Genomic DNA, 17,874 nt, shown 5'->3' on the forward strand with positions numbered 1-17,874 from the left:
GGGCTGGTACTGCGGGAGCCCGCGGCAGCTGTCACAAAGCGCCGGGCTGAGAGGGCGTCAGAGCCGACCGCTTGACCTGATCCGGTTAATGCCGGCGTAGGGAAGGAACCACATGCGCAACCCCGTTGACGATCTCCCCGGGCCCGCAGGCGCCAGCGCAAACTCCACCGTCCGTGCCGACGTCGCCGTCATCGGCGGGGGAGTGGTGGGCCACGGCATCGCCTGGGAGGCGCAGCGTTCCGGACGCTCCGTTGCCCTGATCGATGACTCACCCGGAAACGGTGCCAGCTGGGCCGCCGCGGGCATGCTGGCCCCGGTCAGCGAACTGCACTACCAGGAGGAGGACCTCCTGGAACTGATGCTTGAGGCGTCGTCCCGCTGGCCAGGGTTCGCTGCCGGGATCGCCGGTGCGACGGGGGCGGATTGCGGATACCTGACGACGCCGACACTCGCCGTGGGTGCCGACGCCGCTGACCGCCGCGCGCTGATGGACCTCCGCGCGGTACAACAGGCCAACGGACTGGGGGTGGAGCCACTGACCGTGCGCGAAGCCCGCAAACGCGAGCCGCTGCTCAGCCCCGCCATCGCCTGCGCCCTGGACACACCCGCGGACCACCAGGTGGATCCCCGGCGTTTGGTGGCGGCCATGCGGCTGGCACTCGCGGGCGCTGCACTGAAGTCCCCGGAGCTGGCCGCCGCGGGCGCGGTGGATGGGTATGCCGTGCCGGACCGGGCCGCCGGCCTGCTGTGGGAGGGCGGAAGCGTCGTCGGCACCTCACTGGCTGGCGGCGGCACCGTCCTGGCAACGGAAACCATCGTGGCCAACGGCCTGCAGGCAGGGGACCTTGGCGGCCTGCCCGACGGCCTCGACCTGCCACTGCGCCCAGTCCACGGGGACATACTCCGTCTCGCCGTTCCGCAGCACCTCCAGCCCCTGGTGACCTCCACGGTTCGAGGGCTGGTGCACGGAGTCCCCGTCTACATCGTCCCCCGGCAGGACGGGACTGTGGTGATCGGGGCAACCCAGCGCGAGGACGCGCTCTCCGATGCCGTGAGCGCCGGAGGCGTCTACCAGATGCTGCGGGACGCGCAGGCGCTGGTGCCCGCCGTCGCTGAACTGGAACTGCTCGAGTGCACCGCCCGGGCCCGCCCCGGTACCCCTGACAACGCGCCCCTGCTGGGCCGCGTGCCGGTGGATCCGGGGTCCGGAAACCCTGCCGCCGGGCATGTCCCGGGACTCATCATCGCCACCGGGTTCTTCCGGCACGGCGTCCTGCTCACCCCCGCCGCAGCCGCCATCTGCACGGCACTGCTGGACGGGACATCAGATTCCCGCTGGTCGCCCTTCAGCCCGGAGCGGTTCTCCCGGCCGGCGGCAGCCGCCACCACACCCCACATCAAGGAGACAGCGTGAACATCACCCTGAACGGAAACACGCACGAGGTGGCCGACGGCGCCTCCATCACCACGCTCGTCAGCCAAGTCACCGGACGCCCGCTGGCACCCAACGGACAGGCGACGGACGGCGGGAAACTGGGCGTCGCCGTCGCACATAATGCCCAGGTGGTGCCGCGGAGCCAATGGTTCGCCACCGCGCTCGCCGAGGGCGACGATATTGAACTTGTCACTGCAGTACAGGGAGGCTGACGCCATGACCGAAACCAGCACCATCAACCCCGCCGGAAACCCGGGCGCCGCCGACGCCCTGGTGATTGACGGCGTCGCCCTCGGATCCCGGCTCATCATGGGCACGGGCGGGGCACCCAGCCTGGACGGCCTGGGCGCAGCGCTGCTGGCCTCCGGCACCGCCCTGACCACGGTGGCCATGCGCCGGTACTCCACGGCTGAAACCGGTTCGCTGTTCCAGCTGCTGGTGGACCATGGGATCCGCGTGCTGCCCAACACGGCCGGCTGCTTCACGGCCAGGGATGCGGTCCTGACCGCCGAACTGGCGCGGGAGGCCCTGGAGACCGACTGGGTGAAACTGGAGGTCATCGCCGACGAGCAGACCCTCCTGCCGGACGCCGTGGAACTCGTGGACGCCACGGAGCAGCTGGTCAACCGCGGGTTCAAGGTCTTCGCCTACACGAATGACGACCCCGTGCTTGCGTTGCGGCTGGAGAACCTCGGCGCCACCGCCGTCATGCCGCTGGGCGCCCCGATCGGCACCGGACTGGGGATCCTGAACCCGCACAACATCGAGCTGATCGTTTCCCGCGCGTCGGTGCCGGTGGTCTTGGATGCAGGCATCGGCACGGCGTCAGACGCCGCGCTGGCCATGGAGCTGGGCTGCGACGCCGTCCTGCTGGCCACGGCAGTGACGCGTGCCCAGAACCCCGCGCTCATGGGCGAGGCATTCAAGCACGCAGTGATCGCCGGCAGGATGGCCAGGGCCGCCGGGCGCATCCCGCGCCGGGAGCACGCCCTTGCCTCCTCCGCGATGGAGGGCCGGGCGGAGTTCCTCTGACCCCCGTGAAACAGGTGTGGCCACCGCCCGGATGGGTGGTGGCCACACGCGTATGTACTGCCCTGCCGGCGGTCAGCGCCGCAGAATAACAGTCAGGCGTTCCGTGTCGCGGCGGGCGCGGGTACGGCCCAGGTAGATGACGGCGGCGATGGCCGCAGCTACTCCCAGGACCATGGGCAGGACCCACGGAAGCCACGTGGTCCCCGGCAAGTAGCCGAAGCCCGCAGTCATCAGGATGATCCAGGCCAGCGCCGCAACACCCGCGGCAACACCGGCCGGAACTGCCGCACCGTATTTGGCATGCCGCTTGTCATTGGCCCAGACGACGAAGCCGGCGGCGACGGTTGCCAGCACCACGATGGTCAGCGAAAGCATGGATCTCCTTGGAAAACTGCGGTGGCCGGGGACGGGCAGAGGGTGAAACGGGCCGGACTAGAACTGGCCGAAACCTACGCGCCGGACCTCCTCGGCACCGATTTCCACGTAAGCCAGTGCGTTGCCCGGAACAATGATCAGGCGTCCTTTGTCATCCTTCAGGCGCAGTTCGCTGCCCTCATTAATGGCTTCGCCAACAACCTTGGCCACCGTCTCCGCATCCTGGGTTGATTCCAGCACGATTTCGCGGCCAACGTTCTGAACGCCGATCTTAATTTCCAAGGGGGCCTCCCAGCCTGTGAAAGTACTCGTGTTTCTCTACGAGGTGTTGTCTTATTTGTAGTCTAGGACTCTTTGGGGAAGCGAGAGATTCCGCGCCAAGCTAAACGGTAGATGAGGTCGCTGGCCACATCGAGGTCCAGGTTGCCGTCCGTTTCCAGCCAGTACCGGGCGCTGACCTGCGCCATTCCGGCCAGGCCGCGGCCCAGCAGTTCCGCTTCCAGGTGGGGGAGCTTGGTGTCCTCCGCAATGACCCGGGCAATGGCGTCGGCGAAGGTCCTGTTGAACGTTTCCAGCCGCGAGCTCACATCGGGATCATTAATCAGGTCGGACTCGAACACCAGGCGGTGGGCCTGGTCGTCATTGGCGATGAAGTGGAAGTAGGCGCGCATGACAGCCTGGACGCGTTCATCGTTGTCAGTGGTGGAGTTCAGGGCGCCCAGCATCAGTTCGGTCAGCGAGGCCAGATGGCTTTCCAGCAGGGCGAGGTAGAGCTCGCGCTTGGAAGGAAAATGCTGGTACAGCACCGGTTTGCTCACATGGGCAGTTTCTGCAATCTCATCCATTGCCGCACCGTGGTAGCCGTTGGCTACGAACACCTCCTGGGCCGCGGCAAGGAGCTGTGCCCGGCGCTCATCCCGGGGCAGGCGGGCGGACCGCTGGCCTGCGGGGCGGGAGGGAGTTTGGGGTGCGGCGGAGGCCGGACGGTCAGCCCGTGCTTCAGGGACCACAGTTGTCCTTCTTTCCATTGCAGTTACCCTTCACTTTACTGCGGGGTAATATGACCCGGCGGTATCCCGGGGCATACATTGAAGTATGGCTTCGACTTTCACCGCAAATGTTGCAACCCCTGCCCTGGATCCGCTGGTGGAACCGGCTGCCGGCCTCACTCCCGCCGAGGTTGAACGGTACTCCCGGCACCTGATCATTCCCGAGATCGGCGCGCTGGGGCAGCGGCGGCTCAAGAACGCCAAGGTGCTGGTCATCGGCGCCGGCGGCCTGGGTGCCCCCGCCCTGCTGTATCTCGCCGCGGCTGGTGTGGGAACGATCGGAATCATCGACGACGACGTCGTTGACCTGAGCAACCTGCAGCGCCAGGTGATCCACGGCGTCAGCGACGTGGGCCGCCCCAAGACCGAATCGGCACGCGATGCCATCGCCGGGCTGAACCCGCTGGTTGACGTCCGGCTGCACAACGTACGCCTGGACTCGTCCAATGCCCTGGAACTGTTCAGCGGGTACGACCTCATTCTTGACGGTGCCGACAACTTCGCCACCCGGTACCTGGTGAACGATGCCGCCGCCATCCTGGGAAAGCCCTACGTATGGGGTTCCATTTTCCGTTTCGATGGCCAGGTCAGTGTGTTCTGGGAGAAGCACGGACCCACCTACCGGGACCTGTACCCCGAGGCGCCGCCTGCCGGTTCCGTGCCGTCCTGCGGTGAGGGCGGCGTCTTCGGCATGCTGTGCGCCGCCGTGGGATCGCTCATGGTGACCGAAGCGGTGAAGCTGATTACCGGCGTCGGACGTTCCCTGCTGGGCCGCGTGGCCCTGTTTGACGCACTGGGCGGCAGCTGGCGTGAAATCCGGGTGTCGAAGGACCCGGCCGCCCAGCCCATCACGGAACTCACTGACTACGAGGCGTTCTGCGGCATCGCTCCGGCCGCCCCGTCGGACACGGAACACACTGTCACGGCCACCCAGCTGGCCACCATGCTGGCCTCGCGCAAGGCCGGGCTCAAGGACTTCGAACTGGTGGACGTCAGGGAGTCGGGGGAGTACGACATCGTCCGGATCGACGGGGCCAAACTGATCCCGCAGGGACGCATCCTGGCCGGCGAAGCCTGGGATGAACTTCCGCAGGACCGGGACATCGTGTTCCACTGCAAGGCCGGGACACGCTCCGCCAACGTCCTGGCGGCGGCCCGGCAGGCCGGCTACCAGCGCGTCAGCCATCTCGACGGCGGGATCCTGGCCTGGGTGCGGGACGTGGAACCCGGGAAACCCGTCTACTGACCCGGACGCCCCATCACCTTTAGCGGCTTTTTGAGAAACGCCCCATCACTTCCCTGAAGAAAGTGATGGGGCGTTTCCAATTTCGGGGCAAATGGTGATGGGGCGTCGGGGAGGGAGAACCTCAGGCGGTTTCGCGGCCCTTGTGGTCCACCGGGCACTCGGCCTCCACCACTGCGGGCGCGGCTGTGGCGGGCTGAGAGGTGCCCGGCTGCTCGACGGTAATGCCGTACAGCGCCTCGAGCGCCGCAACGTAATCATCCTGCTGGCCGTTTGCGGCGAGTTCGCGGGCGCGGACGGTGGGGACGTGCAGCAACTGCTTGACCATGCGGCGGAGCGCGAACTCCACTTCTTCAGCGGCAGCGGTGCAGCCGTGCCGGGCACGGACCTTTTCCATCTCCGCGTCCAGCACGTTCATGGTGTGGCGGCGCAGGGCAACGATGGCGGAGTCCACGGAGCGGGCTTCGCGCTCCTGCTCGAAGGCCTTGGCGGCGCCCTTGACGATGCCGCTTGCCTGGGCCAGCGATTCCGCCTGCTCCTGCGGCGCGGCCAGGCGCACCGATTCCAGGGTCAGCAGTTCCACGCCGTCCAGCTCGCCGACGGCGGGATCGAAGTCGTGGGTGAGCGCCAGGTCGATGGCAATCAGGGGCTGGGGTGAGTCCGCGCGGACCTGAGCGAGTTCGTCCGCTTCAACCCGGGTGTCCGAGCCGCTGCAGCCGATCATGACGTCGGCGGCCGCCACCGCTGGGCGCAGCGAATCCACATCCAGGGCGGACCCGCCGCGCGAGGCCACGAATCCTTCGGCCCGGCCGGATGAGGAGTAGACGGAGATGTCCGTGCAGCCGCGTTCACGCAGCAGTGCCATGGTGGCGCCGGCGTACGCGCCGGTCCCGAACAGCACAACCTTCTTGGTGGTCCAGTCGGGGTTTTCGGAAAGATCAGTGGCCAGGTCCAGGGCCACCGAAACGATGGAAAGCCCCCGGGAACCGAGGGCCGTCTGCGCGCCGACGTCCTTGGCGGTTTTCGAAGCGGCCTGGAACAGCCGGACCAGGCCGGCGCTGGCAGTACCGTCGTGCTGTGCGGTGATAAGGGCGCGGCGCACCTGGCCGGCGATCTCGCGCTCGCCAACGACGGCGGAATCCAGTCCGGCGCTGACGGCGAACAGGTGCTGGGTTACCTCGGGACCGGTCCGGGTGCTGAAGGAGCGTGACACGAGGGGCTCGGAGAGTCCGCTGGCCTGGCTGATCCGCGACACCAGTGCAGCCCGGGCCGCTTCGACGTCGTTCGGATTGGGCGCTTCGCCGTAGATCTCATAGCGGTTGCAGGTGGCGAGGACCACCGCTCCGGCCACGGCAGGGGATTCGGTGAGCGCGGATGCGGCAATCCCGGAGGAACCGTTGCTCAACTGAGCAACGGTTTCAAGATCGATGTCGGCGTGTGTAGCCACCAATGAGAAAAGAACCACAGCAGACCAATCATAGCTTTTTCGTTGCCCGGTAGAACAACCACCGGAAAGGATAGTCGCCACACCTGGACGTGATCCGTGCCACCTCAAGGATTCCCGTGCCGTCAGCGACAGGTTGTCGTTATCTTTTGCAGCTCTTTTTGGGCACAATCAAAAGCATGACTCCTAGCCCTGCCGTCTCCGCTGCCGGCACCCTCGCCGCAGACCATCCACTGATGGACGGCCGCACAGCAGACTCCCCGCTGATCACGGCCTACCGCGGCGGCAAGCCGTCCCGCCGTCCCGTCTGGTTCATGCGGCAGGCCGGCCGGTCGCTGCCCGAATACCTCAAGGTGCGCGAAGGCATCGCCATGCTGGACTCCTGCCTCCGCCCGGAGCTGGCCTCTGAGATCACGCTGCAGCCCGTCCGCCGCCATGACGTGGACGCCGGCATCTTCTTTTCCGACATCGTCATCCCGCTGAAGCTCGCCGGCGTGGGAGTGGACATCGTGCCCGGGGTCGGGCCGGTCCTCGACAAGCCGGTACGCACCGCGGCCGATGTTGCCGCCCTGCCGCAGCTCACGTGGGAAGCCCTGGAGCCGATCCGTGAAGCCGTCCGCCTCACGGTGGCCGAACTGGGCAAGACGCCCCTGATTGGTTTCGCCGGCGCACCGTTCACGCTGGCCGCCTACATGGTGGAAGGAAAGCCGTCCCGCGACCACCTGGGCCCGCGGACCATGATGCACGCGGACCCGGAGACATGGAACGCGCTGGCCAACTGGGCTGCCGACGCCTCCGGCATGTTCCTCCAGGCCCAGCTGGAGGCGGGCGCCTCCGCCGCCCAGCTGTTCGACTCCTGGGCGGGCTCGCTGGGGCTGGCCGACTACACCAAATACGTTGCGCCGGCGTCGGCCCGTGCCCTGGACCATGTCCGCCACCTGGGTGCCCCGCTCATCCACTTCGGCACCGGCACGTCCGAACTCCTCGTGGCCATGCGGGACGTGGGAGTGGACGTGGTGGGCGTTGACTACCGGCTGCCGCTCGATGAGGCGAACCGCCGCCTGGGCGGAACGGTTCCGCTGCAGGGAAACATCGACCCCGCGCTGCTGGCAGCACCCTGGGACATCCTGGAGGCGCACGTCCGCCAGGTCATCGCCGCCGGCGCCGGCGCCCCGGGCCACGTCCTGAACCTGGGACACGGCGTACCGCCCGAAACGGACCCGGACGTCCTGACCCGGGTGGTGGAGCTCATCCACTCCATCTCGCCGGAGTAATCCGTGGCCAGCTCCCCGGCGAAACCTGGCCAGGCGCTCGTGGTGGGCGGCGGGATCTCCGGGCTGCTCTCCGCCCGGGAACTCGCAGCAGCCGGTTATGAGGTGACCGTCCTGGAAGCCGGGACGGCGTGGGGCGGCTGTGTTGGCAGCCATACGGTCGCGGGGCTCACCCTGGACAGCGGCGCTGAGTCCTTCGCCACCAGGTCCGACGCCGTAGCCCGGCTCTGCACGGACCTTGGGCTCGGCAGAAAGATCGTTCCCCCGCGGCCCGGGGGTGCCTGGGTGCAGCTTCCGGACGGGCCCCGCGAGCTGCCCCGGACCGGAGTCCTGGGCATCCCTGCCAACCCCTGGGACCCTGAGGTCCGCCGTACCCTGGGCATCCTCGGCTCGCTGCGTGCCTCCCTGGACCGGCTGCTGCCCGCATCCATAGGGGCCGGCGCCGGCGTCACCAGCGTCTCCGCGCTGGTCCGGACCCGCATGGGCTCGCGCGTGCTGGAACGCCTCGTCTCGCCCGTGGTGGGCGGTGTCCACTCCGCCGATCCCGGCCTGCTCGACGTCGACATGGTGGCTCCGGGCCTGCGTGCAGGCCTGCGGAGGCATGGTTCCCTCGCTGCCGCAGTTTCGGCACAGCGGCGCGGCGCCGGGACAACCGGCCAAGCCGGGACGCCCCAACCGGCAAAGGCCGGGTCCGCCGTCGCAGGCCTCGAAGGCGGCATGCACACCCTGGTGGACGCCCTGGTGGCGGAGCTCGAACGCCGCGGCGTGACCCTGTTGTTGGGCACTGCCGCCACGGCGGTTTCCCGCACCCCGGAAGGCTGGCGCGTCGACGCCGCCGGGGCGGCCTTCCATGCCGCGCTGCTTGTCATGGCCGTGGAGGGCCCTGCCGCCGTCGAACTGCTCGAACATGCCGTACCTGCAATCTCGGGAAAGAAACCGGCCTCCGGGCCGGACGTCAAGCTGGTCACGCTGGTCCTGGACAAGCCGGACCTGGACCGGCGGCCGCGTGGAACGGGAATCCTGGTGGCACCGCAAACGCCCGGCATCGAAGCGAAGGCGTTGACGCACGCCACGGGCAAATGGGATTGGCTGACCGCCGCTGCCGGCCCTGGGCGCCATGTGGTGCGCCTTTCCTACGGCCGGGTGGACGATGCTTCGGCCCAGGCCATCGGCCCCCAGACCGATGATGAGCTGTTCGCGGCCGCCCTGCGCGACGCATCTGCCCTGCTGGGCGTCCGGATCACCGGCGGAGACGTGCGCGGCTGGGACGTGGTCCGGTGGCGCGGAGCCCTGCCGTTCGCCGCCGTCGGGCACCGCGCACGGGCGGCGGACATCCGGCGGTCCTGCAGCGCTGCGGGCGGCCTGGCCGTCGTGGGCGGATGGGTTGCCGGGAACGGGTTGGCTGCTGTGGTGGCGGACACACGTGAGCAAATCGGCCAACTGACTGCCGCCTGAGCGTCGGTGCTGGTCAGCGCCCCGAAGCCGGTCCGCGGCTCCGGCGTGGCGGGCGGCCGGGCCTCCTTGCCGGTTTCCAATCGGCCAGCCGTTCTGGTTAGGGTCGATGACTATGGTTCAACACAGGTCCGAGCTTTCACTTTCCCGGACCGGTATCCATGGGGGGCTCCGGCGCGGCACCGCAGCAGCGGCCGTCGGAGCGGTACTGGTTCTTTCCACCGGCGTCCAGGCGTCCTTGGCCGACGACGCGGTCCCCCCTCCGCAGGATCCGGCGGCACAAGGATCCGTAGCCGCAACCGCCGCGGCGTTCGGACTGTCCACGGCGGCCCGTCAAAGCGCTCCCGGAACGCAGGAAGCCACGGGGAACGCTGGATCCGGGCATGAAAGGGACGGCCGGCAGGGGGCCGGCGAACCCACGGCGGGATCCCCGGCCACGGGTGCCCCGCGCACGCCATGGTCAATACTTCCGGTGCCGGATTCCCTCCTTCCGGCGGTCAGCGGTTCCCCGTCCGCGGCGGTCACGTCGACAACCGCACCCAGTCCGACGTCCTCGGGAACGCCCCTGGCACCTGGCCCGCGGACCACGGCCGCCGCCACTCCGACCGGCTCTCCGGCCACGGACCGGCCAGAGTCTCCCACGGCGTCCGGGCCCTCCACTGGGTCAGCGCCGGCCGCTGACCCAGCAACCGGCACGTCCACGGCGGCCGGGGCACCGGCCCGTTCAGCCGTTCCTTCGGCCGCCGGAACGGCCGGGGCCGCATCCGGAGCGCCAGCCGGAGGGGCTGCTTTGGCCCCGGGTACCCAGGCGGCAGTGCCGGGCTCCGGCGTGGCGGGCAGTCCTTTCGTTGCCGGCGCCACCGTAGCGGACGGCAGTGCATTCGGCGCGCCGGCCCAGACGCCGGCCGGCAGTCCGGATGCCGCATATGCGTCCGCTCTGCCGACGTCGCTGTCCATCAATGCGCGCCCGTCCCAGCCCACCCGCGCGCCGCAGGCCGCCGGCGCCCCGGCCGGACCGGGACAGGCAGTTTCCTCCACCGGCCCACTGCCTGGCGTGCCCGATGCCATGGTGTGGCTGGGTGCGGGCCTGGTCGGTGTGGGAGCGGCTGCCGGGCTGGTGTTCCTGCGGATGCGCCGCCTCTAAGGGGGTGCACCTGGTGGCCTGCTGCATGAGGGAATGTGACTTTGCTCACTTCTACGAGCTGTAGAACTTTTCGGTTTCGTCTTGGGGCGGGGAAGGGGCAAACTTGTAACCATGAGCCACACTTCTGCCGAATCTGTCACTAAAACCGAAGAATCAGCCGAGCAGTTCTTTACCCTCTGGACGGTATTCAAGAGGTCGGAGTCAGTGGTCCGCAGCGCTGACGCCGCCGCCGACTTCGAAGCGCTGCTGGAGCGGCTCGCCGCGGCCGGCGTCACCCACCGGGGCAGCTACGACGTCTCGGCCATGCGCGCCGACGCCGACGTCATGGTGTGGCTCCACGGACCCAAACCGGAAGCGCTGCAGCAGGCCATCCGGGACATTCGCCGCAGCACCCTGTTCGCCGGCACCGAGATCGTCTGGTCGGCGATGGGTGTCCACCGCGAGGCCGAGTTCGCCAAGAACCACACCCCGGCATACTCCCGCGGTGTCGCTCCGGCGGAGTGGCTCTGTGTCTACCCGTTCGTGCGCTCCTACGAGTGGTACATCCTGCCCGAGGCCGAACGCGGCAAAATGCTCCGCGACCACGGCCTCCTGGGCCGCGACTTCCCCCAGGTCATCTCCAACACCGTTTCCTCCTTCGCCCTGGGCGACTGGGAATGGATCCTGGGCCTGGAAGCCCCCGAACTCGTTGACCTTGTGGACCTCATGCGCCACCTCCGCGCCACGGAGGCACGCAACCACGTGCGGGAGGAAGTCCCGTTCTACACCGGACGCCGCATCTCCGCCGACGAGGTTGCCGAGGTACTGGCATGAGCCCGGAACAGCAGGCCGCCACCGCCGTCAACCCGGTGACCGAGGCCGGACGCATGGCCCCCAAGAACTACGACGCCGTCCTGCTGGCCTCCTTCGGTGGCCCGGAAGGCCAGGATGACGTCATCCCGTTCCTCCGCAACGTCACCCGCGGCCGGGGGATCCCGGACGAGCGGCTTGAGGAAGTCTCACACCACTACCGCGCCAACGGCGGCGTCAGCCCCATCAACCAGCAGAACCGCGAGCTGAAGGCAGCGCTGGAAGCCGAGCTGGCTGCCCGCGGCATCGAGCTGCCCGTGCTGTGGGGCAACCGCAACTGGGCCCCGTACATCCCGCAGACCCTGCAGGAAGCGTACGACGCCGGGCACCGACGGGTGCTGATGCTCACCACAAGTGCCTACTCCTGCTACTCCAGCTGCCGCCAGTACCGCGAGGACATCGGCATGGCGCTGACGGAGACCGGCCTGGACGGCAAGCTCGAAGTGGACAAGGTCCGCCAGTACTTTGACCACCCCGGTTTCGTGGAGCCGTTCGTGGAGGGCACCGCCACCGGCCTGGCTGACGTGCGGGCAAAGCTCGCCGAAGCCGGCACGCCGGACGCCCCCGTCCACATCCTGTTCGCCACCCACTCCATCCCCACCCGGGACGCCGAAGCTGCGGGCCGCTCCGAGGGGGAGCCCCGCGTGTTCGAGGAAGGCTCCGCCTACGTGGCCCAGCACCTCGCCAATGCCGCCGCCGTCATCGATCGGGTCGAGAAGGACTCCGGGCTGACCGCACCGTGGTCCCTGGTCTACCAGTCCCGTTCCGGTGCCCCGCACGTGCCGTGGCTGGAACCGGACATCAATGACGCCATCGAGGAACTGGCCGGCCAGGGCGTCAAGGGCATCGTCATCGTTCCGCTCGGTTTCGTCAGCGACCACATGGAAGTTGTCTGGGACCTGGACACCGAAGCAATGGAAACCTGCGGCAACCTGGGCCTGGCCGCCACGCGCGTCCCCACGCCCGGTACGCACCGGAAGTTCGTGGACGGCCTGGTGGACCTGATCTGCGAGCGGACGGTGGCCAACAACATCAGTGACCGCCCCGCCCTGACGGATCTTGGTCCCTGGTACGACGTCTGCCGGCCGGGATGCTGCGCCAACTTCCGCGGCGAAAAGCCCACCATTGCAGGGGCTGACACCACCGTGGGCACCGGCCATGACCCGTACCCGTCCGGCGGTTCCGCGGAAACGGCCCAGCTGTGACGGTCCGGATCGGAACACGCGCCAGCAAGCTGGCGCTCACCCAAACCCAGCAGACCGCGGACCAGCTGGCCGCCGTCGGCGGTTTCCCGGTGGAACTGGTGCATGTCCGCACCGACGGGGACGTCCTCACGGGCTCGCTCTCCCAGATGGGCGGCACCGGCGTCTTTGTTGCCGCCCTGCGTGACGCGCTCCTGCGCAATGAGTGCGATGTTGCCGTCCACTCGCTCAAGGACCTGCCGACAGGGGCAGCAGTAGGGCTCAGCCTTGCCGCCACCCCGCGCCGGGTGGACGTCCGCGACGTCCTGTGCGCCCGCGACGGACTCAAGCTGGCAGACCTGCCGGCCGGCGCCCGCATTGGCACCGGTTCGCCACGGCGTGCGGCCCAGTTGCGCGCCGCCCGCGCGGACCTGGACATCGTGGACATCCGCGGCAACGTCGATACCCGGTTGGGCCGCGTTCCCGGGCTGCCCGGCAACTCCACCGGCCAGGTGGTCCCCGGAAAGTCCTGTGACCTGGACGCCGTGGTGCTCGCAGCCGCCGGCCTGGAGCGGATCGGCCGCCTGGACGCCGTCACCGAATACCTGGAAACCGACGTGATGCTGCCCGCCGCGGGCCAGGGATCACTGGCCATCGAGTGCCGGACAGCGGACGCCCCGGCAAAGCCCGGCGCGGCTGACGGCTCCCGTGACGTCCTGGCCCAGGCCCTGGCAGCGCTGGACGACCCCGACACCCGCCTGGCCGTCACGGCCGAGCGCGCGCTCCTGGCCCGGCTCGAAGCAGGCTGTGCCGCCCCGGTGGGGGCCTACGCTTACCGCAAGGGCAGCATGCTCCACCTCGAAGCCGTGGTGTGCGCCGTTGACGGCACAGCCACGGTCCGGGACCGGCGTGCCACCGACGGGCTCACCGAGGTGGGAGCCACCCTGCTGGGCATCGAACTGGCGGAGGTCCTCCTTGCTGCCGGAGCCGCCGACATCGCAGACCTGCAGGCGTCCTGACCTGGCAATGACGCAGCCTTCCAGTGACTCCGGATCCGCCACGCCGCATGGAAGCATGCCGCTTGGCGGGGTCCGGGTCCTGGTCACCCGCAGCCCGGAGCGCTCGGGCGCCCTGGTGGAGGCCCTGAAAGGGGCCGGTGCCCTGCCGGTGCTGCTCCCGCTCATCGATTTCGAAAGGGCGCCGGACCAGCACGCGTTGGACGTCGCCTGTGACGCCCTTGCAGCAGGCGCCTTCGACTGGCTGGTGGTCAGCAGCGCCACAACAGTGCACGTCCTGAGGGAAAAAGCCGCCGAACGTGGCCTGCGCCTGGACCACCTGGTACCTGCCGCCACGCGGATCGCCGCCATCGGTCCGGCAACTCACCGGCTGCTGGAAGCGGGTGGACTGGACGTAGCGCTCACGCCGGCCGGCGAGCAGTCAGCTGCCGGCCTGCTCGCCGTCTGGTCCGGGAGGGGCAGGATCCTGCTGCCGCAGGCGGACATCGCGGCCGGCACACTAGCGGCGGGCTTGGAAGCCGCCGGCGCCGACGTCACCTCTGTGACTGCCTACCGCACCGTCGACTACCCGGCGGCAGCGGAGCGCCGTCTCGCCGTCCGGGCGGAAGCGGCCGACGCCGGCCCGCAGCCGCCGTCGTACTCCCTCCTGACGCCGGAAGCTGCCGCCACGGACATCGCCGAAGGGCGTATTGCCGCCGTGATCGCCGCCTCGCCAAGCGCGGTGCGGCGGATCGCCGCCCTTGGTCCGCTCGCCGGCTGCCGGCTGGTGGCAATTGGCCGTTCGACGGCGGACCAGGCCACAGCCCTGGGCCTTGAGGTCGCCGAAGTGGCGGCAGAGCCCACACCGGACGGGCTGGTGGCAGCCGTCGCGAAGGCCCTCAACCCGCCCTGACCGGGCCGGCACGTTTTCCCTCCACAAAGCTTCACAACCATGCGAAGGACAGGACCCATGACTTTCCCCACCCAACGCCCCCGCCGCCTGCGCACCACCCCTGCCATGCGCCGGCTCACCGCCGAAACACGCCTCGCCCCGGCCGAGCTCATCCTTCCCGCCTTCATCCGGGAGGGACTCACCGAGCCCAACCCCATCACGTCCATGCCGGGCGTGGTCCAGCACACCACCGACACCCTGAAACGGGCCGCCGCCGAAGCGGTTGAGCTCGGCCTGGGCGGCATCATGCTCTTCGGAATTCCCGAAACCCGCGACGCCGAGGGCACCGCGTCCCTGGATCCGGAGGGCGTGCTGAACAAAGCCATCCGGGACGTCCGCGCGGAGGTGGGCGATGACCTGGTGATCATGAGTGACGTCTGCCTGGACGAATTCACCGACCACGGGCACTGCGGAGTGCTCGACGCCGACGGCTACGTGGACAACGACCGCACCGTGGAGATCTACGCCAGGATGGCCGTGGCCCAGGCAGAGGCCGGCGCCCACATGCTGGGCCCCTCCGGCATGATGGACGGCCAGATTGCCGCCATCCGCTCGGCACTGGACGACGCAGGGCACGTCACCACGTCCGTTATCGCGTATGCCGCGAAGTACGCCTCCGCGTTCTACGGACCTTTCCGCGAGGCCGTGGACTCCCAGCTCACGGGCGACCGGCGGACCTACCAGATGGACGCCGGAAACCGCACCGAGGCCCTGCGTGAGGTGGAACTGGACCTGGCCGAGGGAGCAGACATCATCATGGTCAAGCCGGCCATGAGCTACCTGGACATCGTGGCAGACGTTGCCGCCATGAGCCCGGTACCGGTGTCCGCGTACCAGATCTCCGGCGAATACGCGATGATCGAGGCCGCCGCCGCCAACGGGTGGATCGACCGCCGCGCCGCCATCACCGAGTCCGTACTGGGCATCCGGCGTGCCGGCGCCCACACGGTCCTCACCTACTGGGCCGCCGAACTGGCCGGCTGGCTGAAGGAAACCCGGTGACCGAACCTTCCACCGCGCCAACCGCACCCGTGGGGGAGGACCGCATCCTCCTTGGCCTGAACACCTTCGGTGACATCGGCGCGAACCCGGACGGCAGCCCGCAGCCCCACGCCCAAGTCCTGCGCCAACTGCTGGAGCAGGCGGAACTGGCGGACGCCGTCGGACTCCATGCCTTTGGCGTGGGGGAGCACCACCGCAAGGACTACGCCGTCTCCGCGCCGGAAGTCTTCCTGGCCGCCGCCGCGGCGCGCACGTCCCGCATCCGGCTCGGATCCGCCGTGACAGTCCTCAGCTCGGACGATCCCATCAGGGTGTTCCAGCGCTTTGCCACCGTGGACGCCATCTCCAACGGCCGGGCCGAAGTGATGCTCGGGCGCGGATCGTTCATTGAGTCCTTCACGCTGTTCGGGCTGGACCTGGCGGACTACGAGGTCCTGTTCGAAGAAAAACTCGAACTGTTCGACAAGGTCCGGGCGCAAAAACCCGTGCACTGGGAAGGCCGCACGCGTCCCGCCCTGCACGGGCTGAGCGTTTACCCGCCCCTGGAGCACCACCTGCTGCCCACCTGGATCGGCGTGGGCGGCACCCCCGAATCCGTGCTGCGGTGCGCCCAGTACGGTTACCCGATCATCTTCGCCATCATCGGCGGCCAGCCGCGGGGCTTCCGGCCCCTGGCCGACCTCTACCGCGAGGCGATGGGTAAGTACGGACATCCCATGCAGCAGATGGCCACGCACTCGCCGGGCCATGTTGCCGACACGGATGAGCAGGCACGGGAAGAGCTCTATCCCCACTGGCTGTCACTCCGGAACAGGCTCGGGGCCGAGCGCGGGTGGGGTCCGGCCGGACGCGGAGAGTTCGATGCCCTCTGTTCCGCAGAAGGGGCCCTCTACGTCGGATCACCGGAAACGGTGGCCCAAAAAATCGTCCGGCTGAAGCGGAACCTGGGTGTTGACCGCTTCGACCTGAAATACAGCAACGGTCCGCTGCCGCACAGCGCCATGATGCGCTCCATCGAACTGATGGGCACGGCGGTGGCGCCCCGGGTGGCGGAACTGCTCGCCGGCTGACTGAGCTTCCCGGCTAACTGAGAGAATAGAAACCATGACTTCCAGCAATCCTCGCAACGAGGCACTCTTCGACCGCGCCCGCCGGCTGATGCCCGGCGGCGTCAACTCGCCGGTGCGGGCCTTTGGCTCCGTCGGTGGGACCCCGCGCTTCATGGTCTCCGCGAAGGGACCGTACCTGACAGATGCCGACGGCAAGGAATACGTGGACCTGGTCTGCTCCTGGGGCCCGGCCCTGCTGGGCCACGCCCACCCGGCCGTGCTGGAGGCGGTCCACGCCGCCGTCGACCGGGGGCTCTCCTTCGGCGCCTCCACCCCGGACGAGGCCAACCTGGCAGCCATCGTCCAGGAGCGCGTTCCCGCCGTCGAACGCCTCCGGATGGTGTCCACCGGCACCGAAGCCACCATGACCGCCGTCCGGCTGGCCCGCGGATTCACCGGCCGCAACCTGATCATCAAGTTCGCCGGCTGCTACCACGGCCACCTGGACGGACTCCTGGCTGCCGCAGGCTCCGGCCTGGCGACCCTCGCCCTGCCCGGCTCCGCCGGTGTCACCGAAGCAACCGCCGCGGAAACGCTGGTGCTGCCGTACAACGACCTCACCGCCGTCAAGGAAGCCTTCGCCGTGCACGGGCCGAACATCGCTGCCGTGATCACCGAGGCCGCGCCGGCGAACATGGGCGTAGTCACCCCTGCCGAGGGATTCAACCTTGGGTTGTCGCAGATCACCCGGGAGCACGGCGCGCTCCTCATCGTCGATGAAGTCCTGACCGGGTTCCGCACCGGTTACTCGGGCTACTGGGGCCTCACCGGCGGTGCGCCGGATGCGGAAAACCCGTGGACCCCCGACCTGCTCACCTTCGGCAAGGTCATCGGCGGTGGAATGCCGACGGCGGCCCTCGGCGGCCGTGCCGACGTCATGGACTACCTCGCGCCCACCGGCCCCGTCTACCAGGCCGGTACGCTGTCCGGGAACCCGGTGGCGATGGCGGCCGGCGTTGCCACCCTGACCCACGCCACCCGCGATGTCTACTCCTTCATCGACGTCCGTTCCCTGGAGCTCTCCTCCGCCGTCTCCAACGCGCTGGACTCCGCAGGGGTGGACCACTCGATCCAGTTCGCGGGAAACCTGTTCTCGGTGGCCTTTGGAACCTCCGCCAACGGGGTCCACAACTACGCCGATGCACAGGCGCAGGAGGCGTTCCGCTACGCGCCGTTCTTCCACTCCATGCTGGAGTCCGGGGTCTACCTGCCGCCGTCGGTCTTCGAGGCGTGGTTCCTCTCCGCCGCCCACGACGACGCCGCCATGAACCGGATCTACGACGCACTGCCTGCCGCGGCAAAAGCGGCCGCAGCCGCCCAGGGCTAGCACCGCCGTCGTCC

At 68.9% G+C, this 17,874-nt stretch carries 19 protein-coding genes and 1 riboswitch; of the genes, 15 read left to right on the top strand and 4 right to left on the bottom strand.

The window, feature by feature from the left end; genetic code table 11:
* Position 1: 1 nt before the first annotated feature.
* Positions 2–120: riboswitch (TPP riboswitch) on the top strand.
* From thiO to MRBLMD1_RS03675, 3 genes are all read left to right on the top strand, one after another.
* On the top strand, positions 113–1,414 hold the full coding sequence (gene thiO / locus MRBLMD1_RS03665; protein ID WP_364397560.1) for a glycine oxidase ThiO: 1,302 nt from the start codon (positions 113–115) through the stop codon (positions 1,412–1,414). (Overlaps the previous riboswitch by 8 nt.)
* Complete coding sequence (gene thiS, locus MRBLMD1_RS03670) at positions 1,411–1,647, top strand: sulfur carrier protein ThiS (protein ID WP_159631501.1); 237 nt, start codon at positions 1,411–1,413, stop codon at positions 1,645–1,647. Before thiO ends, thiS begins: the two co-directional genes overlap by 4 nt.
* Before the next feature lie 4 nt (positions 1,648–1,651).
* Positions 1,652–2,467 (top strand): thiazole synthase, encoded by an 816-nt coding sequence (locus tag MRBLMD1_RS03675; protein ID WP_307488365.1) that lies wholly within the window; start codon positions 1,652–1,654, stop codon positions 2,465–2,467.
* A gap of 72 nt (positions 2,468–2,539) precedes the next feature.
* Here MRBLMD1_RS03675 and MRBLMD1_RS03680 read toward each other — a convergent pair whose 3' ends face one another.
* The 3 genes from MRBLMD1_RS03680 to MRBLMD1_RS03690 form a co-directional block, all read right to left on the bottom strand.
* On the bottom strand, positions 2,540–2,842 hold the full coding sequence (locus MRBLMD1_RS03680) for a hypothetical protein (RefSeq protein ID WP_159631503.1): 303 nt from the start codon (positions 2,840–2,842) through the stop codon (positions 2,540–2,542).
* A gap of 57 nt (positions 2,843–2,899) precedes the next feature.
* Positions 2,900–3,124 carry a DUF3107 domain-containing protein gene (locus tag MRBLMD1_RS03685; RefSeq protein ID WP_159631504.1) on the bottom strand — a complete coding sequence of 75 codons (225 nt, stop codon included), beginning with the start codon at positions 3,122–3,124 and terminating at the stop codon, positions 2,900–2,902.
* 62 nt (positions 3,125–3,186) lie between these two features.
* Entirely contained in the window at positions 3,187–3,852 is a 666-nt protein-coding gene (locus MRBLMD1_RS03690; protein WP_159631505.1) for a TetR/AcrR family transcriptional regulator, read from the bottom strand.
* 85 nt (positions 3,853–3,937) lie between these two features.
* Between MRBLMD1_RS03690 and moeB the strand changes: the two genes are divergently transcribed.
* Entirely contained in the window at positions 3,938–5,137 is a 1,200-nt protein-coding gene (gene moeB, locus MRBLMD1_RS03695; RefSeq protein ID WP_364397564.1) for a molybdopterin-synthase adenylyltransferase MoeB, read from the top strand.
* A 121-nt stretch (positions 5,138–5,258) separates the two neighbouring features.
* Here moeB and MRBLMD1_RS03700 read toward each other — a convergent pair whose 3' ends face one another.
* Positions 5,259–6,599: a glutamyl-tRNA reductase gene (locus tag MRBLMD1_RS03700; protein ID WP_364397566.1), complete on the bottom strand. Its 1,341-nt coding sequence runs from the start codon at positions 6,597–6,599 to the stop codon at positions 5,259–5,261.
* A 158-nt stretch (positions 6,600–6,757) separates the two neighbouring features.
* Here MRBLMD1_RS03700 and hemE point away from each other — a divergent pair, with 158 nt between their 5' ends.
* The 11 genes from hemE to hemL all read left to right on the top strand — a co-directional run bounded on the left by hemE (position 6,758) and on the right by hemL (position 17,860).
* Positions 6,758–7,852 carry a uroporphyrinogen decarboxylase gene (gene hemE / locus MRBLMD1_RS03705; RefSeq protein ID WP_364397568.1) on the top strand — a complete coding sequence of 365 codons (1,095 nt, stop codon included), beginning with the start codon at positions 6,758–6,760 and terminating at the stop codon, positions 7,850–7,852.
* Between the two features lie 3 nt (positions 7,853–7,855).
* Complete coding sequence (gene hemG / locus MRBLMD1_RS03710) at positions 7,856–9,304, top strand: protoporphyrinogen oxidase (RefSeq protein ID WP_159631509.1); 1,449 nt, start codon at positions 7,856–7,858, stop codon at positions 9,302–9,304.
* Positions 9,305–9,757: 453 nt separating this feature from the next.
* Positions 9,758–9,982, top strand: coding sequence for a hypothetical protein (locus MRBLMD1_RS03715; protein ID WP_159631510.1), 225 nt, complete (start codon positions 9,758–9,760; stop codon positions 9,980–9,982).
* A gap of 109 nt (positions 9,983–10,091) precedes the next feature.
* Entirely contained in the window at positions 10,092–10,445 is a 354-nt protein-coding gene (locus MRBLMD1_RS03720) for a hypothetical protein (protein ID WP_364397571.1), read from the top strand.
* A gap of 111 nt (positions 10,446–10,556) precedes the next feature.
* On the top strand, positions 10,557–11,258 hold the full coding sequence (gene hemQ, locus MRBLMD1_RS03725; RefSeq protein ID WP_141181959.1) for a hydrogen peroxide-dependent heme synthase: 702 nt from the start codon (positions 10,557–10,559) through the stop codon (positions 11,256–11,258).
* The gene (locus MRBLMD1_RS03730) at positions 11,255–12,499 is read left to right on the top strand and encodes a ferrochelatase (protein WP_364397573.1); all 1,245 of its coding nucleotides are present in this window, start codon (positions 11,255–11,257) and stop codon (positions 12,497–12,499) included. The genes hemQ and MRBLMD1_RS03730 overlap by 4 nt, the downstream gene beginning before the upstream one ends.
* Entirely contained in the window at positions 12,496–13,494 is a 999-nt protein-coding gene (gene hemC / locus MRBLMD1_RS03735; RefSeq protein WP_159631513.1) for a hydroxymethylbilane synthase, read from the top strand. Before MRBLMD1_RS03730 ends, hemC begins: the two co-directional genes overlap by 4 nt.
* Positions 13,495–13,501: 7 nt before the next feature.
* On the top strand, positions 13,502–14,383 hold the full coding sequence (locus tag MRBLMD1_RS03740; protein WP_414703661.1) for a uroporphyrinogen-III synthase: 882 nt from the start codon (positions 13,502–13,504) through the stop codon (positions 14,381–14,383).
* 57 nt (positions 14,384–14,440) lie between these two features.
* Positions 14,441–15,424: a porphobilinogen synthase gene (hemB, locus tag MRBLMD1_RS03745; protein ID WP_364397578.1), complete on the top strand. Its 984-nt coding sequence runs from the start codon at positions 14,441–14,443 to the stop codon at positions 15,422–15,424.
* Entirely contained in the window at positions 15,421–16,494 is a 1,074-nt protein-coding gene (locus MRBLMD1_RS03750; RefSeq protein WP_364397580.1) for an LLM class flavin-dependent oxidoreductase, read from the top strand. The genes hemB and MRBLMD1_RS03750 overlap by 4 nt, the downstream gene beginning before the upstream one ends.
* Before the next feature lie 34 nt (positions 16,495–16,528).
* Complete coding sequence (gene hemL, locus MRBLMD1_RS03755) at positions 16,529–17,860, top strand: glutamate-1-semialdehyde 2,1-aminomutase (protein ID WP_159631517.1); 1,332 nt, start codon at positions 16,529–16,531, stop codon at positions 17,858–17,860.
* Positions 17,861–17,874: the final 14 nt, after the last annotated feature.

The organism is Pseudarthrobacter sp. LMD1-1-1.1 (genome assembly GCF_040676255.1).
GTDB lineage: Bacteria > Actinomycetota > Actinomycetes > Actinomycetales > Micrococcaceae > Arthrobacter.

Excerpts from the sequence above, each read along its gene's own strand:
- MRBLMD1_RS03740 (WP_414703661.1), top strand. The coding sequence starts at position 13,502 with ATGACGCAGCCTTCCAGTGACTCCGGATCCGCCACGCCGCATGGAAGC.
- MRBLMD1_RS03675 (WP_307488365.1), top strand. The coding sequence starts at position 1,652 with ATGACCGAAACCAGCACCATCAACCCCGCCGGAAACCCGGGCGCCGCC.
- MRBLMD1_RS03715 (WP_159631510.1), top strand. The coding sequence starts at position 9,758 with ATGGTCAATACTTCCGGTGCCGGATTCCCTCCTTCCGGCGGTCAGCGG.
- MRBLMD1_RS03730 (WP_364397573.1), top strand. The coding sequence starts at position 11,255 with ATGAGCCCGGAACAGCAGGCCGCCACCGCCGTCAACCCGGTGACCGAG.
- hemL (WP_159631517.1), top strand. The coding sequence starts at position 16,529 with ATGACTTCCAGCAATCCTCGCAACGAGGCACTCTTCGACCGCGCCCGC.
- MRBLMD1_RS03680 (WP_159631503.1), bottom strand. The coding sequence starts at position 2,842 with ATGCTTTCGCTGACCATCGTGGTGCTGGCAACCGTCGCCGCCGGCTTC.
- hemQ (WP_141181959.1), top strand. The coding sequence starts at position 10,557 with ATGAGCCACACTTCTGCCGAATCTGTCACTAAAACCGAAGAATCAGCC.
- hemB (WP_364397578.1), top strand. The coding sequence starts at position 14,441 with ATGACTTTCCCCACCCAACGCCCCCGCCGCCTGCGCACCACCCCTGCC.
- hemE (WP_364397568.1), top strand. The coding sequence starts at position 6,758 with ATGACTCCTAGCCCTGCCGTCTCCGCTGCCGGCACCCTCGCCGCAGAC.
- thiO (WP_364397560.1), top strand. The coding sequence starts at position 113 with ATGCGCAACCCCGTTGACGATCTCCCCGGGCCCGCAGGCGCCAGCGCA.
- moeB (WP_364397564.1), top strand. The coding sequence starts at position 3,938 with ATGGCTTCGACTTTCACCGCAAATGTTGCAACCCCTGCCCTGGATCCG.